Raw genomic sequence first — 24,347 nt, forward strand, 5'->3', positions numbered from 1 at the left:
AGTTAACGTCGCCAAAAGTCTCGAGAGAATACCACCAGCACACTGAGTAACTCTAGTCGACCAAGAATCATGGCAATGGCTAATAACCATTTAGCACCTACTGGTAAACTTGCAAAGTTGCCAGCGGGGCCAATGGTGTCACCAAGTCCGGGACCCACATTGGTCAACGCTGTAATAGAACCCGTTAGGCTGGTCATCAGATCAACTCCCAGTAAGCACAGCAAAATGGTAAATACAGCAATGGATAGGAAAAAGATAAAAGCAAAAGCAACTGCTGAGGCAATAATGTCATCACTGAGTTTGCGGTTGTTGTAACGTCGGCTGACGATCGCATAAGGATGAACAAGCTTACGTAACTGTTCACGGACTAAACACCATGAAATCTGAAAACGGAAAATTTTAACACCACCGCTGGTAGACCCTGAGCAACCACCAATAAACGTGATAATAAAGAAAATTGCGATTGGGAATTCTCCCCAAAGGGTATAGTCCGTAGATGCGTAGCCCGTTGTGGTGATGATTGATACCACATTAAATGTCGTGACGGTAATGGCTTGAAAAAAGTCAGTGTCAGTTTGCTGAGCTAAAAAAACAGCTAGCATCACTGATGGTACGGCAAAGCTGATTAATAAACCTTTTATTTGTTGGTCATTTAACAGTTGAATATCATGACTATGCCAAAACCTTACCAGAATAGTAAAAGGTAGCGCCCCGCATGCCATGAACAAGGTGCTAATCCATAAAATGCTGGGGGCGGTAAATTGCCCCATAGACTGATCAGAGGTGGAGAAACCACCTGTCGAGATGGTAGTCATTGCATGGTTGAGTGCATTAAACCAGTCCATGCCCACTAACCGATAACAGAGCACACAGATTACGGTGAGTGTTAAGTACAACAGTACGATAGTTTTTGCGACTTCACGAAACTGTGGAAGGGCTTTATCAGACCAGTCAGAAGACTCTGTTTGGAATAACCGCATCCCTCCAACCCGGAGAAAAGGTAAAATAGCGACCGCCATACCAATAATGCCAATTCCTCCCAGCCATTGCAGAATGGAACGCCAAAGTAAAATATCGCGAGGCAGACCATCTAAACCACTGATGACCGTTGAGCCAGTGGTAGTAATGCCTGATATGGTTTCAAAAATGGCGTCTGTGACAGTGAGTCCTTGCTCAACCAAAATGAGAGGCAGAGACGCAAACGTACTCACTACAACCCAGCTAAAAACCGTTAATAGAAAGAGCTGGTTTGGGTTCAGGCGATTGATAGGGGTACGGCAAACACCCATCGCAAGCGTGCCACAGCCTGCTGTTATGGCTGAGCACATGATAAACACCTTCCAGTCCTGACTTCCTGCCAACAAGACTATGGGCATCAGCATTAAGGCTGCGAGGAGTAGTAAAACAATACCAATGATACGAATAACAGGCTTGGCAAATGACATCGTTAATCCTGTGTTTTTCAGGTCCAGTGCTGTCATTGACAACGAAGACAAATTCTCTGTTGACTGCAAATCACCTTACAGAGCATCAGATGCACTCGGTTAGGTTACAGGCGCTATAAAATAAACAATTTTCCCGTAAAAAAAACAGCCACTTTTTGGCTAGTGTCCGTAAACAAAGCGTAAATATTTACCTAAAGCGAAGGATTTTTTAGGGGTGGCAGTTAAATGCTCCTCGGCAATTGCTCCTGCATTGCTCTACTACATGACATCCATGTCATTATGCATAAACTGCATTCCCACCATCCTTGGTGGTCAAGAGTGGTGACAACAAAGCCTACTAATGTGTCGGGAACACATTAGAACAGCTTCGCTGGCCTGTTAGGGTGAGCGCTATGGATAGCGCACATAAAATTGATTCGCGAAGGGTATATGTCAAATATTTGCAATCTATATCAGATCGGTATAATAGCGGGCAGTTTATTTCGTCATTGCGCATTATGTGTTGTATATCTTATGGCGCAATGTCTAGTAAAAACACAATAAAGTCTTCTATATCAGTGAGACCTGTCGCTGGCTATTGTGGTTGGTTGGGTTTGCAGTAAGGTGAATAGAAGATATTGAGAGAGGATAGAAGGCATTGAAATAAGTGCTCACTAGCCTGTGCTGGAATAACCTTAGCGGAGATGGTTTACCTGTTGTGACTGAGCTTTTACGCGTCAATCAGTTAGTATGCGAGCGTGATGAGCGCCTGTTATTTAAAGGTCTGAACTTCACACTTAACACGGGGGAAATGCTTCAGGTAACGGGTGCCAATGGTAGTGGTAAAACCTCATTACTACGCATTTTAGCTACACTTACTGATGATTATGAGGGCGAAATTTACTTTGCAGGTCAAGCAATACAGGCGGTACTGATCGCCTACAGGCAGCAACAGTTGTATATAGGCCACGCGCCAGGTATTAAGGGTCCACTGACGCCCATTGAAAACTTGCGCTGGCTGCAAGGCTGGTATCAATCGCTGTCTCTTCACACCATTGAAAATGCGCTTGCTAAAGTTGGTCTTCATGGTTATGAAGATGTGCCCTGTTACAGTCTGTCAGCAGGGCAACAACGACGGGTTGCGCTCGCCCAGCTTTATTTGAGTCATCAGGCATTGTGGATTTTGGATGAACCTTTCACCGCAATAGATTTAAAAGGGGTTCAACATCTTGAAGCCTTTTTAGCTGAGCAGGCCAGCCAGGGGCGATCCATTATCCTAACAACCCACCACCAACTGAATGTGCCAGATGGTCTCGTGAAAAAACTGAATGTTGCTGATTATGGTGAGTGAATTAAACGTGCCTGCCTTAACAATAAAGCCTGTAGCAGTAAGTCCTGGGGGAGCGGCTTGGATTACACTTTGTCGTGATTTACGACTTGGTTTTAGACGACAGGCTGAGCTGATTAACCCGCCTTTATTTTTTCTAATTGTTGTCACGCTATTTCCTCTGGGTATTTCTCCTGATCCAGCGTTTTTAGCCAAGTTGGCACCTGGTGTGATATGGATTGCAGCTTTATTAGCCACACTACTGGCTATGGATTCCCTGTTTCGAGGTGACTATGAAGATGGGGCACTGGATTTGTTATTAATCGTTCCACAGCCACTTTTTATGCATGTGCTGGCTAAGGTGACTGCTCACTGGTTACTAACTGGACTGCCTTTGCTGGTTTTAGCACCAATACTTGCTTTGATGTTATCGTTGCCTTCTCAAGCTTATACGACGCTTATTGCCAGTCTCGCATTGGGAACACCTTTATTGAGTTTGTTAGGTGCTATAGGGGCTGCACTTACGGTCGGCATTCGGCGAGGTGGCATGTTATTATCATTGCTTATTTTGCCGTTATATATACCTGTATTGCTGTTGGGTACAGGTGCTGTTGTTGCTGCCAGTGAAGGGTTACCAGCAGCGGGCCAGCTACTCTGGCTTGCTGTGTTGTTGACGCTGGGATTAACGTTGGCACCATTTGCTATTGCGGCTGGACTAAAAATTACCGCCTCGGGATAAGCCTGAAACAAGTGTAGAGTTTAAATAAATGAATTGGACGTGGTTTCACAAGCTAGGGTCACCTAAATGGTTTTATGAGATCAGCAGTCGCTGGTTACCCTGGCTGGTTATTCTGTCTTTACTGCTTTTGGTGACAGGTGTGGTATGGGGGTTAGCTTTTGCCCCTGCGGAGCGATTTCAAGGTAACAGCTATCGGATTATTTATATTCATGTGCCCGCTGCTTTTCTCGCACAAGCGACCTATGTATTCATGGCTATTGCTGGTGGAGTGGGACTCATCTGGCGAATGAAAATGGCTGAAATTGCAGCCAGTTGCTGTGCACCCATTGGTGCCTCTTTTACATTATTAGCATTATTAACGGGGGCTATATGGGGAAAACCAACCTGGGGAGCTTGGTGGGTATGGGATGCCCGGCTCACATCCATGCTGATTTTACTGTTTCTTTATCTGGGGTTTATGGCACTGCAGGCGGCTATTGATAATAAAAAAACAGCTGCACGGGCATCAGCCGTGTTGGCCCTTGTCGGCCTGGTTAATATTCCCATCATTAAATACTCGGTTGACTGGTGGTTTACATTGCATCAAACCGCGTCAATTAAATTAACAGAAAAGCCAGCCATGCCGGCTGAAATGTACTACCCACTTTTTATTTGTCTTGCGGGGTTTTACTGTTTTTTTGCTGTGGTCTTAATTTTGAGGTTGCGAGCAGAAATATTACACCGAGAACATAAGACAGGTTGGGTGAAAGCGTTGATGAGCAATAAGTGCTGATCAAGGCTAAAGGAGACTTATCATGTATTTTGAATCCTGGGCTGACTTTTGGGCGATGGGCAAGCATGGCCTCTATGTATGGAGCTGTTATGGTATTGCGGCGGTGGTCATGATTTACAATATTTGGGTGCCACTTGCACAGCAGAAACGATTTAAGCAACGCTACTTACGTCAGTTAAGACGGGAGGCCCAACAGCAATGAACCCTGTCAGAAAAAACCGCTTGAGGATCGTGCTGTATATTGTGTTTGGTTCAAGTCTGGCTGCAGTTTTAGGGCTAATGGCGCTGGATGAAAACATGAATTATTTTTATTCCCCTGTTGAGTTAGCGGCGGGCAAAGCGCCTGTTGATAAAACAATTCGGGGCGGTGGGCTAGTGGTGGTGGGATCTCATCAGCGAGATACTCAGTCTTTGGCAAATACGTTTTCGATTACTGATGGTCAAGCCATCATAAAGGTTCATTATACGGGCATACTGCCAGACCTCTTTAGAGAAGGACAGGGTGTGATTGCCGTGGGCAAACTGAATGCATCAGGTGAGCTAATGGCTGATCAAGTGCTTGCCAAACATGATGAGAATTACATGCCCCCAGAGGTAGAAGGTGCCCTTAAACAGGCTGGGCATCCGGACTACTCTTCTTCCTCCTCTCCAGCAACTGTGACGAATTAGTGGTGGGAATCAGAGATTATGATAGCTGAGATCGGTCACTTTGCAGTTATTTTGGCGTTTTGTTTATCATTGGTGCTGGCCATAGTACCAATGATGGGCTCGGTGCTTAGGCAGACATTATGGATGGCAATGGGGAAGCCACTGGCAGTAGGGCACTTTGGACTGCTGCTCATTGCATTTGTGGCATTAGGTTACTGCTTTGCCACAGATGACTTTTCAGTGGCGTATGTGGCTCACAACTCAAATAGTTTACTGCCTTTGCCTTATAAAATAAGTGCCATCTGGGGTGCCCATGAGGGTTCTTTTTTGCTCTGGTGCTTGATGGCTGCTGGCTGGACACTGGCTGTTGCCGTCTTTAGTCAAAGTTTACCTCAAGTGCTTGTTGCTCGTGTGCTGAGTATTTTAGGGCTTTGTAGTGTTGGCTTCTTAGCTTTTCTGTTATTTACCTCCAACCCATTCAAGCGCTTGTTACCTCATGCCCCTATCGATGGTCGAGACCTCAACCCGCTGCTGCAAGATTTTGGTCTGATTATTCACCCACCGATGTTGTATATGGGTTATGTTGGTTTTTCTGTAGTGTTTGCATTTGCCATTGCTGCATTATTAGGGGGGCGCCTTGATGCTGCATGGGCGCGTTGGTCCCGCCCCTGGACAACCATTGCCTGGAGCTTTTTAACAGTAGGTATTGCGTTAGGGAGTTGGTGGGCCTACTACGAACTTGGTTGGGGGGGCTGGTGGTTCTGGGATCCTGTCGAAAATGCTTCATTTATGCCCTGGTTGATGGGTACAGCCCTTATGCATTCTTTGGCAGTGACTGAAAAGCGTGGTGTTTTTAAAAGCTGGACCGTTTTTCTGGCCATAGCTACATTCTCACTTAGCTTGTTAGGGGCATTTTTAGTCCGTTCTGGTGTTTTAACTTCAGTACACGCCTTTGCCACAGACCCTGAGCGTGGGGTATTTATTCTAGCCTTTTTATTATTTGTGGTAGGTGGCTCGTTACTACTTTATGCGCTTCGGGCACCTGCCGTTCAAAGTAGTACTCAATTTTCGCTGTGGTCGAGAGAAACACTACTGTTGTTGAATAATATTGTGTTAACGATTGCCACTGCACTGATTCTTGTTGGTACTTTGTATCCGTTACTTGCAGAAGCGCTTTCAGGCAGCAAGCTATCTGTTGGACCGCCATATTTCAACCAGTTCTTTCCTGGATTGATGGTAGCGCTCGCACTACTGCTGGGAATTGGCATCACTGTTAACTGGAAACACAGCCGGTTGATGCAACTGTTTGGTTATTTACGCTGGGCGTTGCTGGGCGCTTTAGTTTTAGGCTCAGCCCTCAGTGTTTGGCATACCCAAGGCTGGTTACTGCCAGTTTGGATTGGACTGGTTGTGGTGATCTGGATAGCTTTATCGGCGCTAACAGATTTATTCCGCAAATTAAAGCATCAGTCTTCACTTTGGCGAGGGCTACGCAAATTAACGTTAAGCTATTACGGCATGCATTTGGGGCATATGGGCTTTGCAATCTGTATTCTGGGTGTAGTGTTAACCAGCTTTTACAGTGAAGAGCGAGATTTGCGAATGGCTCCAGGTGATCAATTACAGCTGTCAGGGTTGACCTTTACTTTTATGGGAACGCAGCAGGTTACGGGTCCAAACTACAAAGCTGATCAGGGTGAGATAAAAGTGACCAATGCTGATGGTGATGTCGTCACCAGGTTATATCCCCAAAAGCGTCAATATCAGGTGCAACGATCAATGATGACGGAAGCGGCCATTGATCCAGGTATAACCCGAGATCTCTATGTTGCCTTGGGAGAGCCGCTGGATGAGGGCGCCTGGGCTGTACGTGTTCACTATAAAGCTTTCGTGCGCTGTATTTGGCTTGGCGCTTTAGTGATGGCGCTGGGTGGTGTTTTAGCGGTGCTGGATAAGCGCTACCGGCGTCGGCGGGTTGTGGTTTCTAACGAGCAAACCGCTGAAACTGTTTATTCTCATGCGTAATGTATTGCTATGAAACGACTTAAGTTATTCATCCCTCTGTTGGTGTTTGTATTACTGGCTGGTTTTCTTTATCGGGCACTGTATCAGGACCCCCGTACGTTACCATCAGCACTATTGGATAAACCATTCCCTGCATTCTCGCTACCCAGCCTAGGTGAAAATCAGCAAACCCTAGATGCATCCTTATTAAAAGGAGATGTTACGTTAGTAAATGTATGGGCAACATGGTGTCCCTCTTGTCATGTGGAGCATCCTTTTTTATTAAAATTGGCTCAACAGATGGGGGTGCGTATTGTCGGCATTAACTACAAGGACGATACCCAACAGGCAAAGCAGTGGCTGGTAAAACTGGGTAACCCCTATCAAGCCACAGTTGTTGATGAAACAGGTGATTTGGGGATTGAGCTAGGAGTATATGGGGCACCTGAAACCTATATCGTTGATCAGCAAGGCATCATTCGTTACAAGCATATTGGTGTAGTTGATGAGCGGGTATGGCAAGAATCACTTCTGCCGATTGTCAAACAGCTGCAAGCAAAAGGAGATCCATCATGAGTTTGGCAATCGCCTTGCTCAGGTTGACTGGTGTGCTGCTGATCTATGTAAGCTCAACGTCACTGAGCTGGGCTGCAATTGATACTTATGAGTTCAGTTCTGACCAGCAGCGAGAGCGCTTCCAGGTTTTAACAGAAGAACTACGCTGCCCAAAGTGTCAAAACCAGAATATTGCTGACTCTAATGCACCTATTGCGGTGGATTTGAGACGGAAAATCTACACCATGTTGCAAGCGGGTGAGTCTGACAAAACCATTATTGACTTTATGCAGTCGCGCTACGGAGATTTTGTTCTTTACAATCCACCCTGGGATCGACGTACTTGGCTGTTATGGAGCCTACCCTTTATTTTACTTATGGTTGGGTTATTTGTACTGGGTCGTTTGCTATGGCGCCGGCATTCTCAACCACAACCTCAGGCATTGTCTGAAGCAGAAAAGGCTGCGTTAAATGCGATTCTTAAGGAGTCAGAAAAGTCGTGATGATGTTGTATTGGATAAGCCTGATTGTACTTGCCTTAGTAGCTGTTTTTTTTATTTTGTCTCCGCTGTTAAGAAAAACAGCTGTCATAGCAGAAACAACAAGTGTCATTGATAGTGAGGATCAGGAAAAACAACAAAATCGCCTCAATGTAACTTTATATGAGCAGCGGTTAGCTGAGCTTGATAGTAATTTGGCGCGAGGGGATATATCGACAGTGGATCACCAGACAATGGTGGTTGAGCTTCAACGACAATTACTTAAGGATGTTCAAGGCCAAGCAGCCCCTGATTTAACACAAGGTGTAACGTCCAAAGTGGCCAGGCTGACTATGTGGGGTGTAGCTTTTATTGTGCCTTGCTTGGCTCTGGCTATTTACTGGCAGCTTGGTGCAAGCCGAGAGTTGTCTATGGTGGCTTCAATGCCTTCTTCTGCAGAGCTGGCTAACTTATCTTTGCCTGAACTTACTAAAAAGCTGGAAAGTGCGGTCCAAAAGCAGCCCGACAATAAAGATGGTTGGTTTTGGTTGGCACGAGTCTATGCTGCACAGCAGCGCTACTCTGAGTCCTTAAAGGCATATCAAACACTGCAGACGTTGGTGCCTGATGATGCAGAGGTTATGGCGAGACTGGCCGAAACGCTGTACCTGGCAAATGGTAATCGAATGACCAACGAAGTCGTTATTTATGCTAAACAAGCGCTTCAACGTCAACCTAAGCAGCAGATAGCGCTTGGTTTGCTAGGGATTGCTGCATTTGAGTCAGGGCAGTATCAGCAAGCGATTGATCACTGGCAACAAATATTAGCGTCAGGTATTGCTGATGGGGAGGCTCAGCCCATTCGGCAGGGTATTGCTAAGGCAAGACAATTACTCGCTGAACAACAGAGTTCGTCATCCTCGTCTACAAATGCCATGGCTTCAGCGAGTGATAGCAAGGTAAGTTCGGAGACTGGAGCCGCTTTGAAGTTACAGGTTTTGGTTGAAGCTGACCCAAAGCTGGATGCAGCATTACCCAAAACGGCAAAAGTCTATGTGCTGGCTCGTCCTGTTGGCGTAAAAATGCCGGTAGCGGTCACTGTTTTACAGCTAGCTGATTTACCAAGTTTAGTCACGCTTGATGATAGTCAGAGTATGATGCCAGAGTTGAAACTATCACAACAAAACACGGTTGATGTAGTAGCACTGGTCTCAGCAACAGGTGATCCTAAACACGTTAATAGTCACATTGAGCAGTCTGGGATATCAGTTAAAGACCAAAAAGATGTCATTAAACTAAAAATACCATTCGTGCCGTGAAATTGCATTACATTGCTAGTGTTGTTTTTTGTATCGTGTTATAAAGAGAAGTAACATTTGCTGGCGGGTTGTTAACATAATATTGTTTTGTATTAACAGCCTGTTAAGTGATTTTAGTCATTAGCAAGTTTTAGCTTTTCAAGTACCGAAAAGGAAAAAAGAATAAATCTTAGGTTGCTGTTGGTATAGGCGCTTTTTTTGATTGGGTCTATTCGAAGGGTAATTTAGTGGTTTTGGCGTGTGGAATTAATACCAGATACCAATGTACTTACAAGAATGTGCTTACAAGAGAGTTATTGCTGTTATACACAGCTTGTGAGTGACTGGTAGTGGATGGATATATTGGCCAAGGCCTGGCTCACGTAACACAGTCTGTTTTCCATAAATCACGCTTTGTTAGCCAAGCCTCACCCATCTAGCTATTCGCCATACGCTGTATTGGCTGTTTAATGGGGGGACTGTTTTCGATTATGTTTTTCAAAGCTGCTGATAGCCTCACTGAGCAGATTGCACAACACTTAGCGAATAAAATTATCACTGGTAAGCTAAAATCTCGTGAGCGTATTCAAGAGTTGAAGATTGCACATGAGCTTGATGTCAGCCGGGGATCTGTTCGAGAAGCCCTACTGCTGCTGCAACGTCGTCACTTGATTGATATTTTACCTCGGCGTGGCGCAATGGTAAGTGACTTAACGGAGCATAAGATTCGCTGTTTGTACGCGATGGTGGAAAACCTTTATACCATGTTAGCGGTTGAGTTAGCAGGAAAGTGGAAGGAATTACACCAACTGAAGCCTTTTGAAGTTTATCTTGAACGGCTAAAGAATCTTGCTCGAGAGGGAAATGTTGAAGAGTTCGTCAAATGTAGTTTTGTGGTTATTGATTTAGCAAATAACATTGTTAAAAATCCATACCTAGCCCAAATTCTTAATAATCTACAACCTGCTATTCATCGTACCTACCATCTTGCGTTGTCACGTCGTGAAGAAGAATTAGAACAATCACTCAACTTTTTTAATCAAATCCTGATCGCGATTATGCAGCGGGATCTGACTCGTATTGAACAGTTAGTACGAGAGTATGCACACAGTAATCGTGACTTGATTTTAGCCATTATGTCTGATGAACACTGTGCTTCAGAAGTGACCCCTGCCTGAGTTTATCTACTCATTCGCATTGTGCGGTGAAATTGTGTGGAGTGCTAGTACTGGATACCAGTACTAGCACGAGTTGTTTTATAAGCAAAGTGACAGCTAGTTTTGCAATGTAAAACTCTTGGCGAATGAGCCGTACAGTTACCTTCTATGTGGGCTAGGCAAGTGGGAGCGTATCAAAGAATGGTACACAAAATGCTTTGTAAATAAGTCACTTTGGCTGACTAATGTGTATACACATAGATTAAAGCTGATTAAACTAGGCGCTGTTTTGTAGTAGTCGACGTTACTTGTGGATTATATACCTCATATAAAGGGTATAAATGTGAACAAGCACTGGAACTGTAGTGGTTAATTAACAATTAACAACAAAAAACAATTCACTGTAACGTATAAATCAGGATAATGGCCCGATTGTTTCGCTAGGACTTTGACTCAAATTGTTGTACTTAAGGCAAGCACACTTCCATGCGTCTTAAATGTATTAAGCTAGCTGGTTTTAAATCTTTTGTAGATCCTACCACTGTACCGTTCCCCACCAATATGAGCGGGATTGTCGGGCCTAATGGCTGTGGCAAATCAAACATCATTGATGCTGTTCGTTGGGTGATGGGAGAAAGCTCCGCAAAAAATTTGCGGGGAGAGTCAATGACAGATGTTATTTTTAATGGCTCCAAGGGTCGTAAACCGGTTGGACAGGCATCAGTTGAGTTGGTGTTTGACAATAGTGATAGCACGCTAAAGGGTGAATATGCGAAGTACAACGAAATATCCATTCGCCGAAAAGTAACGCGTGACGCCAAAAATGCCTATTACCTTAATGGTGTTAAGTGTCGCCGTAAGGACATTACCGATATCTTTTTAGGAACGGGCTTAGGGCCTAGAAGTTACGCAATTATTAGCCAAGGCATTGTTTCCAATTTAATTGAGTCAAAACCTGAAGAACTCCGTGTTTTTATTGAAGAAGCCGCTGGTATTTCTAAATATAAAGAGCGGCGCCGTGAAACAGAAAACCGTATTCGTCGTACTCAGGAAAATTTAGAGCGATTGACGGATTTACGTGATGAGCTTGATCGACAGTTGCAGCATTTACACCGTCAAGCCCAGGCTGCGGAAAAATACAAAGAATATAAAGCAGAAGAGCGTTTGAAAAAGGCTCAGTTACAAGCATTAAAATGGAAGTCACTTGATGAAAAGCTTACTAAAGAGCGTAAGCAAGTGAGTATGCTGGAAGTTGAGCTGGAAAAACATATTGCTGGACAACGTTCTGTCGATGCAACGCTGGAAGAAAAACGACAGTTTCATATTGAAGCAACCGATCGCTTTAACGAAGTACAAGGTCGTTTTTACAGTCTAGGTAATGAAATTAGTAAAATAGAGCAAACCATTCAGCACAGTAAAACAAGGGCTCAAGAGTTAAAGGCTGATTTGCAACAAACGGAAGCCAGTTTGGCAGAAAGTCAGCAATTATTAGAGAGTGACCAAAACTTAGAGCTGCAGTTGACTGATGAACTTGCAGGTCTTGAGCCTGAGCTGGAGCTGCTGCGTGAGGCAGAGGAAATGTCTGCTCAGGCATTACAGGAAGCTGAAGAGGCAATGCAACGCTGGCAGTCTGACTGGGAGCAGTTCAACCAGCAAGTGGCTGAGCCCAAGCGCCAGGCAGAAGTTGAGCGTTCGCGTATACAGCAGTGGGAGCAGACGATTGCTCGGCTACAGGCCCGCCAGTTGCGCTTGCGTGAAGAGCAAGAGGGTGTACAAATTGATCCGCTAGTTGATGAAATTGAAATACTCTCTGAGCGTATAGCTGAACGCCTGCTTGAGCAAGAGCAAGGTCAAGCATTGATTCAGTCACTATCGGAGCAGATGTCTCAACAGCGGCAGACGATAAATACCCATCACCAGCAGGTAAACCAATATCAGCAAACGTTGCAGGAAGCGCGTGGGCGTTATGCGTCACTTGATGCATTACAGCAGGCGGCTTTGGGTGATAATGGTGAAGAGCAGCAACAATGGTTAGCTAAATACCATTTACAAGGAAAGCCACGTTTAGCAGAAGGTTTAACGGTTGTCCCAGGCTGGGAAACAGCGGTTGAAACGGTGTTAGGTGACTACCTGCAGGCTTTTGCCGTTGACCAGTTTGGATCATTCACTGAAGCACTGGCATCCTTTAACTCAGGAACGCTGACTCTCTATAATTCGGCACAGCATGGTGTGAGCTCAGACTGTGTGAGGGCTGAACAGAATACATTGCTATCGAAAGTCGCGTCAGCGAATTGTGATTTACAGCCATGGTTGGATGGAATTAAAACGGCTGACTCCTTAGGTGAAGCTTTTGCTTTGTTGGATAGTTTGCCTAGAGGTGAAAGTATTATTACACCTGAAGGTATTTGGTTATCTCACCATTGGCTAAGGGTGACGCGAGAAGAAAATGCAGCAGCTGGCATGTTGGCACGGCAGCAGGAAATGGTCGAACTTCATGCACGCATTGAAACCATAACAGGTCAGGTTCAGCAGGAAGAGGAAGCTTTTCATATTGCAGAGCAATGCCTGAAAGATATTGAGCTGCAATTGGAGGCTGAGCGTCAGCAACGCAGTGTTGAGGCACAAGAACTGTCTTCATTACAAGCTGATCTCAGTGCTAAAAAAGTAAAAGTAGATGAAGTCAAAGCACGAACCGAGCGCTTACAGCTTGAACAAGCCGAGCTAAGTGAACAGCTGACATTGGAACAAGAGCGGGTTGCTGAGGCACGGCTAAAATTGCAAGAAGCAATTGATGCAATGGCACAAGGTGAAGAACGGCGAGAGTTTTTACTTCAGCAGCGGGATAGTATTCGAGGTCAGTTGGATCAAGTGCGTCAACAAGCACGCCATGACAAAGATGCAGCTCATCAGTTAGCACTCCGTCAGCAATCGCTAAGTACTCAGCTTACATCAACGTTACAGGGTGTTGTTCGTTTACAACAGCAAACTGAAAAGCTATTGGCGAGGAAGCATACAATTCAGGCCTCCCTTGAGGAAAGTGAGCTGCCTGTTGATGATTTAACTGTTGAGCTGGAGGCATTGCTTGAAGAGCGTTTAATGATCGAGGAAGAAATGACTGAGGCAAAACAACAACTCAGTGAAATCGATCATGCTATGCGTCAGCTAGAACAGCAAAGAACACAGGCTGACCAACAAGCACAGCAGGTTAGGACTGCATTGGAAAAGTACCGGCTGACCGCGCAAAGCTTGGAAGTTCAACGTCAATCACTACAAGAACAGCTGCAAGCTGATGAATTTGATTTAACCACAGTGTTGGACAATTTACCTGCTGAGGCCAATGAATCCTTATGGGCGTCAGAGTTGGAAAAAATTGCTGGGCGTATTCAGCGGCTGGGAGCGATTAACTTAGCAGCCATTGAAGAATATCAGACCCAATCACAACGAAAGACGTATTTAGATAGCCAAAATGATGATTTGGTTCAAGCATTATCTACTTTGGAAGAAGCCATTCGCAAAATTGATCGAGAAACAAAAGCACGCTTTAAAGAAACTTTTGACCGAGTTAATTACGGGTTGCAGACACTTTTCCCGAAAGTTTTTGGTGGGGGAAGTGCTTATTTAGAGCTTACCGGTGAAGACTTGCTGGACACAGGGGTTGCGATTATGGCACGTCCCCCTGGTAAGAAAAATAGTACTATACATTTATTGTCGGGTGGTGAAAAAGCACTTACGGCAATTGCGCTCGTTTTTGCTATTTTTCAATTAAATCCTGCGCCGTTTTGTATGTTGGATGAGGTTGATGCGCCTCTTGATGATGCTAATGTTGGTCGTTATGCACGCATGGTGAAAGAGATGTCATCATCAGTACAGTTTATCTATATCACGCACAATAAAATAGCAATGGAAGCAGCCAACCAGATGATGGGGGTGACGATGCATGAACCTGGAGTTTCCCGCTTGGTGGCTGTTGATATTGAGCAAGCAGCAGCACTTGCCGCTGTATAAAGACTAAACTAATTAGTGGTTGGCAAGTCTGATACGAAATGGTGAGAAAAAAAGAAAACTTTTTACGCCTATTATTGCGACCTTTTTTATCTCTGGACCATAATTAAAGATAATGTTTCTAGCTTGCTTGCCACGTTCTTGTGCGTGTGCGACGAGAGGGTATTAAGGCACAATGGATATAGGTTTGCGAGAAATCATATTTATTATCGGCTTTCTATTAATTGCCGGTATCATTTTTGACGGCTACCGTCGTATGAGGGTAAACCGAAAGAAAGCAGATGAGCTTTCTTTGGGGCTGAGTGGTGGTGGCGATTATTATGACGATTGTAATGGTGAGCTACCTCATGGTGGCGCTCGTCTGATAAAAGGGCAGGCAGCAGATGATACAGAACAAGTCGCACCTAAAAAGGTAGAGCCACACTTTCAGCAAGACACAGCTGAAGAATCGTACTCTGAGCCGTCGAGTAATCACTTTGATCAATCCTTTACTGATACGAGGCAGGAAGCTTTACACCAACATTTGCAAACTGCTCGGCAAAAACAGGCTGCTCGGCAGAAACAAAGTGCTACAGATCCAGTATCTCCTATTGGAGACCAGGAACCACCCGTTATCACTGATAAAGTGAATGACGGTTTTGCTGATACGGAAGAGCCTTTGGTCGCAAACCCGGCAGATCATGTCAGTCCTCTGTCGATGAACAGCAATGCTTATCATGATCGGCGAAAAGTTTTAGCCAAAGGTGAGTCAACTCATAAAGCTTCATTACTCAAAAATGCGGCCGATGGGCTTAAAACAGTCGCTAAGCCAAGTGCTAAAGACAGTAAAGTCTGGAAGCAATCGAAAAAGACAGCAAGCGATACGGCTTCTGTTGAAGACTCAATAGACACTAAAAAGGCTGTGGAAGACATTATAGTAATTCATGTCATTGCTAAGCCTGATACCAGTTTTGCGGGTGATGCATTATTAGCCTTGCTGACTAAAAATGGCTTGCGATTTGGCGATATGAATATTTTTCACTGCTATGATTCATCAGTTAATCGCGGTGAAAAAGGTGCTTTGATGTTCAGTATGGCTAATGGTATTGAGCCAGGTACTTTTGATCTTGATAATATGTCTGAATACAGTACACCTGCCGTTAGCTTTTTTATGAGTCTACCTGGGCCAGATAAACCAATGCGGGCATTTGAGCAAATGGCATTAGCAGCCCATGATATTGCCTCAACATTTGGCGGAAGCTTAAAAGACGAAAATCGTAGTGTGATGACTCAACAAACACTTGAACACTGTAAACAGCGTATTATGGACTATGAACGACGTCACCTGGTGCGCAAGCAAATGGTGCGTTAATCACTTAGCAGGTTATTAATTCCCAGATTTATAGTACATTAACCTAGCACTGAATTTTTATACCCAAGGTAAAAAGGGTATAGCAGAGGCCGGTCTTTATGAGTACCGGCTTTTTTTATGGTGTACTATTTATCTTTACTTGCCTTATTAACGGTTGGACGTATTAGGTATTTTGCTATGACCACTCCCTCTCATGTTGTCAGTGAAGTTGAGCAGCTTCGACAGGAAATTAATCAGCATAATTACCGTTACTATGTCTTAGATGATCCTGCTGTACCTGATGCAGAATATGATCGTCTGCTGCGACGTTTACAACAGTTAGAGCAGGAGTATCCACAGCTTGTTTCTGCTGACTCACCATCACAGCGGGTGGGGGCTGAACCTGCTAGTGCGTTTGCTACGGTTACTCATGAAGTGCCAATGCTATCGCTGGATAATGCTTTTTCAGCGGATGAATTACATGATTTTGATCGTCGCTGCAAAGAGCGCTTGGATATCACTGATATTGAGTATGTCGCTGAGCCAAAACTGGATGGCATTGCTGTTAGCTTATTGTATGAACGTGGCAAGCTGGTTCGAGGCGCAACACGAGGTGATGGTCAGCGTGGTGAAGACATTACTCAGAATTTACGAACGATCCACTCAATTCCATTGGTGCTGTTAGGTGAAGATGTGCCGGATCGTCTTGAGGTTCGAGGCGAAGTGTACATGCCCAAGGCGGGTTTCCATCAGTTTAATGAGCAAGCCCAGGCTAAAGGGGAAAAAACATTTGTTAATCCGCGCAATGCTGCAGCGGGAAGCCTTAGACAACTTGACTCCCGTATTACAGCTACACGTCCCTTAGAAATGTGCTGTTATGGCGTAGGTGTTTGCAGTGATGAGTTACCAGGGGATCATAGCCAAATTTTGCATCAACTTAATAAGTGGGGCTTTAAAATAAACAAGGAAATGGAGGTTTTACCTTCTATTCAAGCCTGTGATAAGTACTATCAGCAATTACTGTCACGCCGCGAGCAATTATCTTACGAAATCGATGGCATCGTCTTTAAAGTCGATGCATTAGCATTAAGAGAGGAGCTTGGCTTTGTCTCGCGCGCACCACGCTGGGCAATTGCCTATAAGTTTCCTGCGCAAGAAGAGATGACGACATTGGAAGCTGTTGAGTTTCAAGTGGGTAGAACAGGAACATTGACCCCAGTTGCTCGGCTCAAGCCTGTCTTTGTTGGCGGGGTTACTGTGAGTAATGCGACCTTACATAACTTGGATGAGATTGAGCGATTAGGGGTTAAAGTCGGGGACTCTGTAATTATTCACCGGGCTGGCGATGTGATTCCGAAGGTGGTGCGTGTTGTCGTAGAACAGCGTTCCACTGACGTGCAAGATATTATCGTGCCAACAGAATGCCCTGTTTGTAGTTCTGAGCTGGAGCGGGTTGCCGGAGAAGCCGCGTTACGTTGTACCGGTGGGCTGGTATGTTCTGCTCAGCGCAAGGAAGCTATTAAGCATTTTGCCAGTCGGCGAGCCATGGACATTGATGGACTAGGGGATAAGTTGGTTGAGCAGCTAGTTGATCAAGAGTTTGTGCACTCGGCTGCGGACTTATATGCCTTGCCAAAGGATGATTTGGTAACACTGGAACGAATGGGGGATAAGTCAGCCCAGAACTTGATAGACGCGATTGAGCGTTCTAAACACACTACATTGGCTCGTTTTATTTATGCTTTGGGTGTTCGCGAAGTTGGGGAGACCACAGCATTAACCTTAGCCAATTATTTTGGTTCCCTGGATGCTTTAATAAATACGACAGAAGAGCACTTACTGCAAGTGCCTGATGTTGGACCTGTGGTTGCACATCATATTGTGTGTTTCTTTAAAGAGAAAAATAACCGGGATGTGATAAATCAGCTGAAGACGGCTGGGGTGGATTGGCCTGAGCAGTCTCAGCCAACACAAGAAAAATTAAAGCTGGTTGGCAAAACATATGTGTTGACTGGCACATTATCCGTCATGAGTCGTGATGAAGCCAAGCAAAAATTACAATTGCTGGGAGCAAAAGTTGCTGGTTCTGTGTCGAAAAAGACAACAGCAGTTATTGCTGGCGAAAAAGCAGGTTCTAAGTTAAGCAAAGCTGAGTCATTAGGGATTCCGATACTTGATGAGCGCGATTTATTGGCACTACTGGAAACATAAGCAAGCATCCACGGGATGCCTGACAGTTCGGCAGCGATTTAAGCTGTCGCTACTGTTATTGAGTGTGTTGATATCAGGTTGTGCTCATACACCGCCACCGGAAAACCCTCATAACCTATGTGATATTTTTGCGGATAACTTGGACTGGTACCAAGCGGCAAATAGCAGTCATCAGCGTTGGGGAACCCCCATCCCAGTTATGATGGCTATTATGTATCATGAGTCTAGTTTTGTAGCCAATGCACGCCCCCCCCGTCGCTGGTATTTAGGGTTTATTCCTGGTCCACATCGCTCTTCAGCCTACGGTTATGCTCAGGCGATTGATGGTGCTTGGACTGATTACTTACGTGAAGCGGGGCGGTGGGGCGCTGTGCGTGATGACTTTTCTGATGCGATTGACTTTATTGGCTGGTATACCAGAAAAACCCGCCAGATTAATGGTATTTCTCAAGATAATGCACGTTTGCAATATCTGACTTATCACGAGGGCTGGGGTGGGTTCCGCCGAGGAACATACAAGCGCAAACAGTGGTTGCAAGGAGTTGCTCATCGAGTCCAGCGTAAAGCCAGACAATATGAAAATCAGTTGCAGCACTGTGAAGCCTCATTGAAAACCCCAGGTTTTTGGCAGAATTTATTTGGCTAACCCAGTCTGATAATTATTTTTTCTGTGAAGTGACAACAAAATTGCTTTGGCTGAGTTTTACTTAGCTGATGCCAAGCACTACTATTGCTTGCCTTTTAATAGCACCTTGTTTACTTGAGGCTAGATTTTCAGGTTAACGGTATGATATTTAGAGGCTTGTAGATCACTATTTTGTAGATCATTAAAAGGAATAGGTAGTTAGAAGATTAATGAACAAAATGTTGAGTCGCTGAGTTGTTTCCCCATAGGGAGCTGGGCATAATAGACGACTTTTGTCGGTTAGTTAAGGAGTAGCTTTTGGATCGCGAATCCATTGTTTATGGTTGTATCAAGGATTTGCCATCAGGCAGTGAGAATGAAATATTAAAGCGTCGTTATCATAACCTTCGAGTGATTAACTCACTTCCCAAGCATGATGAGTGGCCTTTTTTATCACGTGATCTATTTGCAGTGTCTGGTGTCGAGCCTTCATATGGCACTTATTTAACCCAAGTAATTCACTTTGGTGCTTCTTATCGTGATGTTGAAGGAGATTGGGGGCAGTGGTTACAAAAGTTCGAAGCTGTGCTAAAGAAAATGTATTGGGTGGCCGCAACCGTCCACTTAGAAACTGAGTTGACGGGGTTTCATACGTTTAGCTGGTTTACAAATAATAGTTGTCATTTACCTGATGAAGAGCTTCAAGCTCGATGTGAGTGGCAACATGAAAGCTGGGTTAAAACTAATGCCTCGCAGGCAAAATCAACATCTTGTTCAGCCTCCACAGATGTAGCTTAACCGAATGGTGGGTGATAAAAATCAAAGGTATGAGCAAAGAAATTCTCCTTGCCATAGGATGACCAGAAATGATTGGGTAAGGGGATTAACTTTTTAACTTTCATATACAAAATGTTGCCAAAGCAGCCTTTTTGTATATAATGCTGAAAACCGGAGCGTCTGCCAACGCTCCGGTTTTTTTGTGTCTGCTTTTTGTATAACTTTCACTATCTGCCAATAGAAAAGTTATATAGGGAGCAGTGAAGGTTAGTTAATAGAAAGGATTAACTATGAGAATCGAAAACGACTTGAAACTGGGCTTTAGTGATGTATTGTTTCGACCGAAACGCTCAACTCTAAATAGCCGATCTCAAGTTGAATTAACCCGCGATTTTACTTTTAAACATAGCGGTAGTCAATGGTCTGGTGTACCTGTTATTGCCGCGAATATGGATTCTGTAGGTAGTTTCGCGATGGCTCAGGCGCTTGCTGAGCATCAGGTAATGACGGCTATTCATAAACACTACAGTATTGCTGAGTGGGCCTCCTTCCTTGAAAGTGCAGATGAAAAACTATTGAATTATGTCATGGTGTCGACGGGTACCTCTGAGCGAGACTTTCAAAAGTTAACAGAAATACTACAGTTGTCGAGTCATATAAAATTTGTTTGTATTGATATTGCCAATGGTTATTCTGAGCACTTGGTTGAGTTTGTGCAAAAAGTTCGCGAGACATTCTCTGATAAAGTGATTACAGCAGGTAATGTGGTCACGGGTGATATGGTTGAAGAACTTATTTTAGCAGGTGCTGATATCGTTAAAGTTGGGATTGGTCCTGGATCGGTATGCACCACGCGTGTCAAAACCGGCGTTGGTTACCCTCAGCTATCTGCGATTATTGAGTGTGGTGATGCTGCCCATGGTTTAGGCGGGCGTATCATTGGCGATGGTGGTTGCACTTGTGCTGGAGACGTTGCGAAGGCTTTTGGTGGAGGGGCCGATTTTGTCATGTTAGGCGGCTTATTAGCGGGCCATGACGAAAGTGGTGGGGATATTGTAGAGAAAAATGGACAAAAATTTGTTCATTTTTATGGAATGTCTTCTGCCTCTGCCATGAAAAAATATGCTGGAGGCGTTGCAAACTACCGAGCTGCAGAAGGTAAAACAGTGTTATTGCCCTACCGTGGTTCCATTCACAATACAATTGAAGATATTTTAGGTGGTGTTCGCTCAACATGCACTTATGTTGGAGCGGCTAAATTAAAAGAGCTAACCAAGCGAACAACATTTATTCGTGTGCAAGAGCAAGAAAATACTATTTTTGGCAGAGAAGAATAGTACGCTTTAAATGATATAAATATAAAAAGACCAGCTACAGGCTGGTCTTTTTATATTTGTTATCCCCTTCACGAATTATTTTTATGCGCGCTATTTTCATGTGTCAGACCATACAGCAAACTCGTTGCCACTAGGTTCGGTAAAATGAAAACGTCTTCCACCAGGAAAAGTAAAAATGGGCTTGGTAATTTTTCCACCATATGTTTCTATTTTGCTTTGTGTTTTTTCCAGGTCATGACTATAAAAAACTAACAAAGCGGCTCCGTGGTTGGTTAAAGAAGTTAATTCAGCTCGATAAAAGCCTCCATCGAGTCCTTGATTACTAAATGCGGTATAGTCGGGACCATAATCTTCAAATACCCAATCAAAAACATTAGAAAAAAACTTTTTTGTCTTTAGCAGATCTTGAGCAGGGAATTCGACGTAATTTATTTTTTCATGTACTTTCATTGGAGTGCCTTTAAGATATTGGGGGCGTTTCTATAAAGCATATATTATTATATTGAATTAGTTTCTATAAAGTGAAGGCTGCTTTATCAATATGAGAATGGTTTACTGTTGAAAAAAGATGTAAAAAGAGTCATATACTGACTTGGTAGATGCTGGACTAATAATTGTAAGTGAATTACTGTTAATACATTAGTTCTAGGCTTACATGATAATAAGAAATAATAGCGTTAAGTCTGTTAGTACAAAAGTGCATAAATATAAAAAAACACAGTGCAGATCCTCAGGGCCATTTTATGTGGTGAATATACCCAGTTAGGGGAAACGCTTTGAGTAGTCTTTAACAAGGTTATGAAGTAGGTAGAACTGCACATTACCTTAAACTCAAGCGATTTAAAGTTATAATAACAAGGAGCGTTCAAATGAGAAGGAACTCATATACTACCAGTTTTGTAGGTTTTATAGCTGGTGTGAGTTTACCTATGTTCAGTTATGGACATAGCGCTATGTTTCCCGACGGGTTTAAGTTTGATGACAGTAATGAAGGCAAAAAGCCTAAAATGTTGTTACAAGATATATCCACCAACTGTGAAAATGGAAATGCGAGTGGTTATCCTTGTAAAAATGTGGATTTGCAGTCATTTTTAGCAAAAGAAAAAATGGGTGGTGGCTCTGCAAATCTTAATGATATTTGGGGTTATACAGACCCTGTCACAGGTGCTGAGATTGCCATTGTAGGCAGAACCAATGGTACATCATTTGTTGATATCACTAATCCGCTTAAGCCTGTTTTCCTGGGTTTTCTTCCTTCTCATAATAATGGCTCCGCTTCGTGGCGAGATATAAAAACCTATAACGATCATGCATTTATTGTGGCTGATGGCAGTGGTAATCGTACACATGGGTTACAGGTATTTGATTTAACAACATTACGTGACTTACCCTCGCCAGGACAAACATTACAGGAAACAGCGCATTTAGGTGGATTTGGTAATGCGCATAATATTGCCATTAATGAAGATACGGGGTATGCCTATATTGTCGGCAGTAACCAGTGTAGTGGTGGTCTATACATGGTGAATGTGTCTGATCCTCAACGACCGACCTATGCAGGATGTTTTTCTTCAGATGGTTATACTCATGATACGCAGTGTGTTGTATATAAAGGTTCTGATGTTCGGTATTATCAGCAAGAAATATGTGTGGGTTACAATGAAGACACAATAACGATTGTTGATGTGACCAATAAATTAAATCCTAAACAAATATCCAGAACGCCTTATGAAGGTTCTCAATATACTCACCAGGGCTGGTTTCTTAATGACGAGCATAACATCCTGATCATGAATGATGAGCTGGATGAACAACGTAATGGTATTAATACAACGTCATATATTTATGATGTTAGACAGTTGGATAATCCAAAAGAAATAGGGCGTTATGTGGGTCCTACTTCGGCTATTGACCATAACCTTTATACTAAAGATGGCTTTGTTTTTGAAACGAATTACCGTGCTGGATTACGTATTTTAAGCACCGATGATATTGAAAATGGCAAGCTGGAAGAAGTCGCCTACTTTGATACTATTCCTGGTTCAAATAGTGCGCAATTTTCAGGTACATGGAGTAATTACGTTTATTTTGATAGTGGTAATATCGTGTTAAGTGATATTGGTAATGGACTGTTTGTCGTTAATCCTGACTGGGATGCGATTAAAAAGCCTAATCCGGACCCAACCTATTGTAATGCTAAAAGTACTAATGCAAATTATGAGTGGATTGCTGGAGTGAAATTCGGTCAGTACTCACACACCTCAGGTGCAAAGCAGTACTCTGATTTTACTGATAAAGTGATTAATTTAGCTGCGGGGCAAAGTAGTGTTGAGCTAAAACCTGGCTTTTCAGGGATAAAATTTAATGAGTACTGGAAAGTGTGGATTGATCTAAATAAAGATGGTGATTTTGATGACACTGGAGAAATGGTGTTTAGCTCTAATGAAGCAACATCTTCAACCGTAAGTGGTGTTATGACAATTCCTTCAACAGTTAAAGCGGGGAAAACACGGCTTCGGGTGTCTATGCGTTATAATGGTGAGCCGTCAGCCTGTAGTGAGTTTAAGTATGGAGAGGTGGAAGATTATTCTGTTAATATTACACTTAACTAACGCATTGCGAGGCCTTATGAGGGGTAAACCGTCAAGAAAAGGCCTCATTAATTACTTCAATGGTTGTTGGTTTATAACGGTAAACTTACTGTTAAGTAACGTGCTTTATAGTGCGGAGATTTCAATTGAGAAACCTCCGCAAATAATAAGCACTGTCGATATTGCATCTCAACTGATTTATGATGGGAGAAATTTAGAGCTCTCATCAATCAAACTGATCAGCCGTTCAAATCAGTTACGCAAAGATGTAAATAAATTAAGAGTTTCAGCAAGATCTGCTAAAGATGAATATACTAAACAGCAGTTGAGTGATGCTGCAAATCTACTCGCTAGTCAGATTTCACAGTGGCAACAGCAAGGTGCAGATAACCGGCAGCAAAGCAGCCGCTATTTAGGTTATGGTCATAAGTTGCTAACGCAAGCCATGTTTCAGCGTTGGCAGTCACGTATTAAGCTGCAACGAGAAATATCGTTAATACCTTCTAAGCACCAGCTTTTAGCGCATAATACTCAAATTCGTAGTGTTCATCCTTCTATGCCGAAAGTAATGCAAACGGTCAAAGAGCCAGTTGCTAATATGTCGCTTTCAGTTCCTGCAATGAATAACCAAACAATTCCATCTCCCCTGGATACATCGAGTTTTCAGCTATCTAGAGATTTACACTATTTTGCACATGTTGAGCCTGTAGCAAGCGAATTAACAGTATTATCTATTGGGAATGAGCCTGCAGTACCCTTAAATACAATACATCAGTGGTATTTATTTATTTCTGACCTTAAGGGGCAACCTGTTGCGGATAAGAAGATTCAAGTAAGAGGCCATATGCCAGGTCATGTTCATGGTTTACCAACGCAGCCTAGAATTACAGCTGAGGTTGAACCTGGCGTTTATCTTGTAGAAGGTGTGAAGTTTCAAATGATTGGTTGGTGGGTTATGGAGTTTGATATACCACATAATAAAGAGCTGGATACAGTAAAATTTAATATTGTATTATAGGGGCTGATAATAAAAAGTGCCTTATCAATTACTACTATAATCATGAGCAGACC

20 protein-coding genes are annotated in these 24,347 nt (G+C 43.5%); 18 read left to right on the plus strand and 2 right to left on the minus strand.

Annotated features, from left to right (window positions below; all coding sequences use genetic code 11):
* Positions 1-2 precede the first annotated feature (2 nt).
* Positions 3-1,445, minus strand: coding sequence for a TrkH family potassium uptake protein (locus tag KHS79_RS12595; RefSeq protein ID WP_212719486.1), 1,443 nt, complete (start codon positions 1,443-1,445; stop codon positions 3-5).
* A gap of 646 nt (positions 1,446-2,091) precedes the next feature.
* On the opposite strand from KHS79_RS12595, the gene ccmA reads away from it, so the two are divergent.
* The 16 genes from ccmA (at position 2,092) to KHS79_RS12675 (ending at position 20,685) form a co-directional block, all read left to right on the plus strand.
* Positions 2,092-2,775: a cytochrome c biogenesis heme-transporting ATPase CcmA gene (gene ccmA, locus KHS79_RS12600; protein WP_325167617.1), complete on the plus strand. Its 684-nt coding sequence runs from the start codon at positions 2,092-2,094 to the stop codon at positions 2,773-2,775.
* Positions 2,765-3,490, plus strand: coding sequence for a heme exporter protein CcmB (ccmB, locus tag KHS79_RS12605; RefSeq protein ID WP_084611305.1), 726 nt, complete (start codon positions 2,765-2,767; stop codon positions 3,488-3,490). Before ccmA ends, ccmB begins: the two co-directional genes overlap by 11 nt.
* 28 nt (positions 3,491-3,518) lie before the next feature.
* Positions 3,519-4,262, plus strand: coding sequence for a heme ABC transporter permease (locus tag KHS79_RS12610; protein ID WP_027709140.1), 744 nt, complete (start codon positions 3,519-3,521; stop codon positions 4,260-4,262).
* Positions 4,263-4,284: 22 nt separating this feature from the next.
* Positions 4,285-4,464: a heme exporter protein CcmD gene (gene ccmD / locus KHS79_RS12615; RefSeq protein ID WP_027709141.1), complete on the plus strand. Its 180-nt coding sequence runs from the start codon at positions 4,285-4,287 to the stop codon at positions 4,462-4,464.
* On the plus strand, positions 4,461-4,931 hold the full coding sequence (gene ccmE / locus KHS79_RS12620; RefSeq protein WP_212719489.1) for a cytochrome c maturation protein CcmE: 471 nt from the start codon (positions 4,461-4,463) through the stop codon (positions 4,929-4,931). Before ccmD ends, ccmE begins: the two co-directional genes overlap by 4 nt.
* A gap of 18 nt (positions 4,932-4,949) precedes the next feature.
* Positions 4,950-6,935 (plus strand): heme lyase CcmF/NrfE family subunit, encoded by a 1,986-nt coding sequence (locus KHS79_RS12625; protein ID WP_212719492.1) that lies wholly within the window; start codon positions 4,950-4,952, stop codon positions 6,933-6,935.
* Between the two features lie 9 nt (positions 6,936-6,944).
* A complete protein-coding gene (locus KHS79_RS12630; RefSeq protein WP_094786772.1) occupies positions 6,945-7,490 on the plus strand; it encodes a DsbE family thiol:disulfide interchange protein in 546 nt (181 codons plus the stop codon).
* A complete protein-coding gene (locus KHS79_RS12635) occupies positions 7,487-7,972 on the plus strand; it encodes a cytochrome c-type biogenesis protein (RefSeq protein WP_212719494.1) in 486 nt (161 codons plus the stop codon). Before KHS79_RS12630 ends, KHS79_RS12635 begins: the two co-directional genes overlap by 4 nt.
* A complete protein-coding gene (gene ccmI, locus KHS79_RS12640; protein ID WP_233468416.1) occupies positions 7,972-9,267 on the plus strand; it encodes a c-type cytochrome biogenesis protein CcmI in 1,296 nt (431 codons plus the stop codon). The genes KHS79_RS12635 and ccmI overlap by 1 nt, the downstream gene beginning before the upstream one ends.
* Positions 9,268-9,737: 470 nt before the next feature.
* A complete protein-coding gene (locus KHS79_RS12645; protein WP_212719498.1) occupies positions 9,738-10,424 on the plus strand; it encodes a GntR family transcriptional regulator in 687 nt (228 codons plus the stop codon).
* A 465-nt stretch (positions 10,425-10,889) separates the two neighbouring features.
* Positions 10,890-14,408 (plus strand): chromosome segregation protein SMC, encoded by a 3,519-nt coding sequence (smc, locus tag KHS79_RS12650; RefSeq protein ID WP_212719500.1) that lies wholly within the window; start codon positions 10,890-10,892, stop codon positions 14,406-14,408.
* 172 nt (positions 14,409-14,580) lie between these two features.
* Complete coding sequence (gene zipA / locus KHS79_RS12655; protein ID WP_212719502.1) at positions 14,581-15,756, plus strand: cell division protein ZipA; 1,176 nt, start codon at positions 14,581-14,583, stop codon at positions 15,754-15,756.
* Between the two features lie 177 nt (positions 15,757-15,933).
* On the plus strand, positions 15,934-17,946 hold the full coding sequence (gene ligA, locus KHS79_RS12660) for an NAD-dependent DNA ligase LigA (RefSeq protein ID WP_212719504.1): 2,013 nt from the start codon (positions 15,934-15,936) through the stop codon (positions 17,944-17,946).
* Entirely contained in the window at positions 17,912-18,592 is a 681-nt protein-coding gene (locus KHS79_RS12665) for a transglycosylase SLT domain-containing protein (RefSeq protein WP_233468409.1), read from the plus strand. The genes ligA and KHS79_RS12665 overlap by 35 nt, the downstream gene beginning before the upstream one ends.
* 297 nt (positions 18,593-18,889) lie before the next feature.
* A complete protein-coding gene (locus KHS79_RS12670; protein ID WP_051311592.1) occupies positions 18,890-19,369 on the plus strand; it encodes a hypothetical protein in 480 nt (159 codons plus the stop codon).
* Between the two features lie 269 nt (positions 19,370-19,638).
* Positions 19,639-20,685 (plus strand): GMP reductase, encoded by a 1,047-nt coding sequence (locus tag KHS79_RS12675; protein WP_212719506.1) that lies wholly within the window; start codon positions 19,639-19,641, stop codon positions 20,683-20,685.
* A gap of 96 nt (positions 20,686-20,781) precedes the next feature.
* Here the strand turns inward: KHS79_RS12675 and KHS79_RS12680 are convergent, their stop codons facing one another.
* Positions 20,782-21,135 carry a VOC family protein gene (locus tag KHS79_RS12680; RefSeq protein ID WP_094786779.1) on the minus strand — a complete coding sequence of 118 codons (354 nt, stop codon included), beginning with the start codon at positions 21,133-21,135 and terminating at the stop codon, positions 20,782-20,784.
* A gap of 419 nt (positions 21,136-21,554) precedes the next feature.
* Between KHS79_RS12680 and KHS79_RS12685 the strand changes: the two genes are divergently transcribed.
* Positions 21,555-23,297 (plus strand): choice-of-anchor B family protein, encoded by a 1,743-nt coding sequence (locus tag KHS79_RS12685; RefSeq protein ID WP_094786780.1) that lies wholly within the window; start codon positions 21,555-21,557, stop codon positions 23,295-23,297.
* A gap of 16 nt (positions 23,298-23,313) precedes the next feature.
* Complete coding sequence (locus KHS79_RS12690) at positions 23,314-24,294, plus strand: FixH family protein (protein ID WP_212719508.1); 981 nt, start codon at positions 23,314-23,316, stop codon at positions 24,292-24,294.
* Positions 24,295-24,347: the final 53 nt, after the last annotated feature.

It is taken from the genome of Zooshikella ganghwensis (genome assembly GCF_018263875.1).
Classification (GTDB): domain Bacteria; phylum Pseudomonadota; class Gammaproteobacteria; order Pseudomonadales; family Zooshikellaceae; genus Zooshikella; species Zooshikella ganghwensis.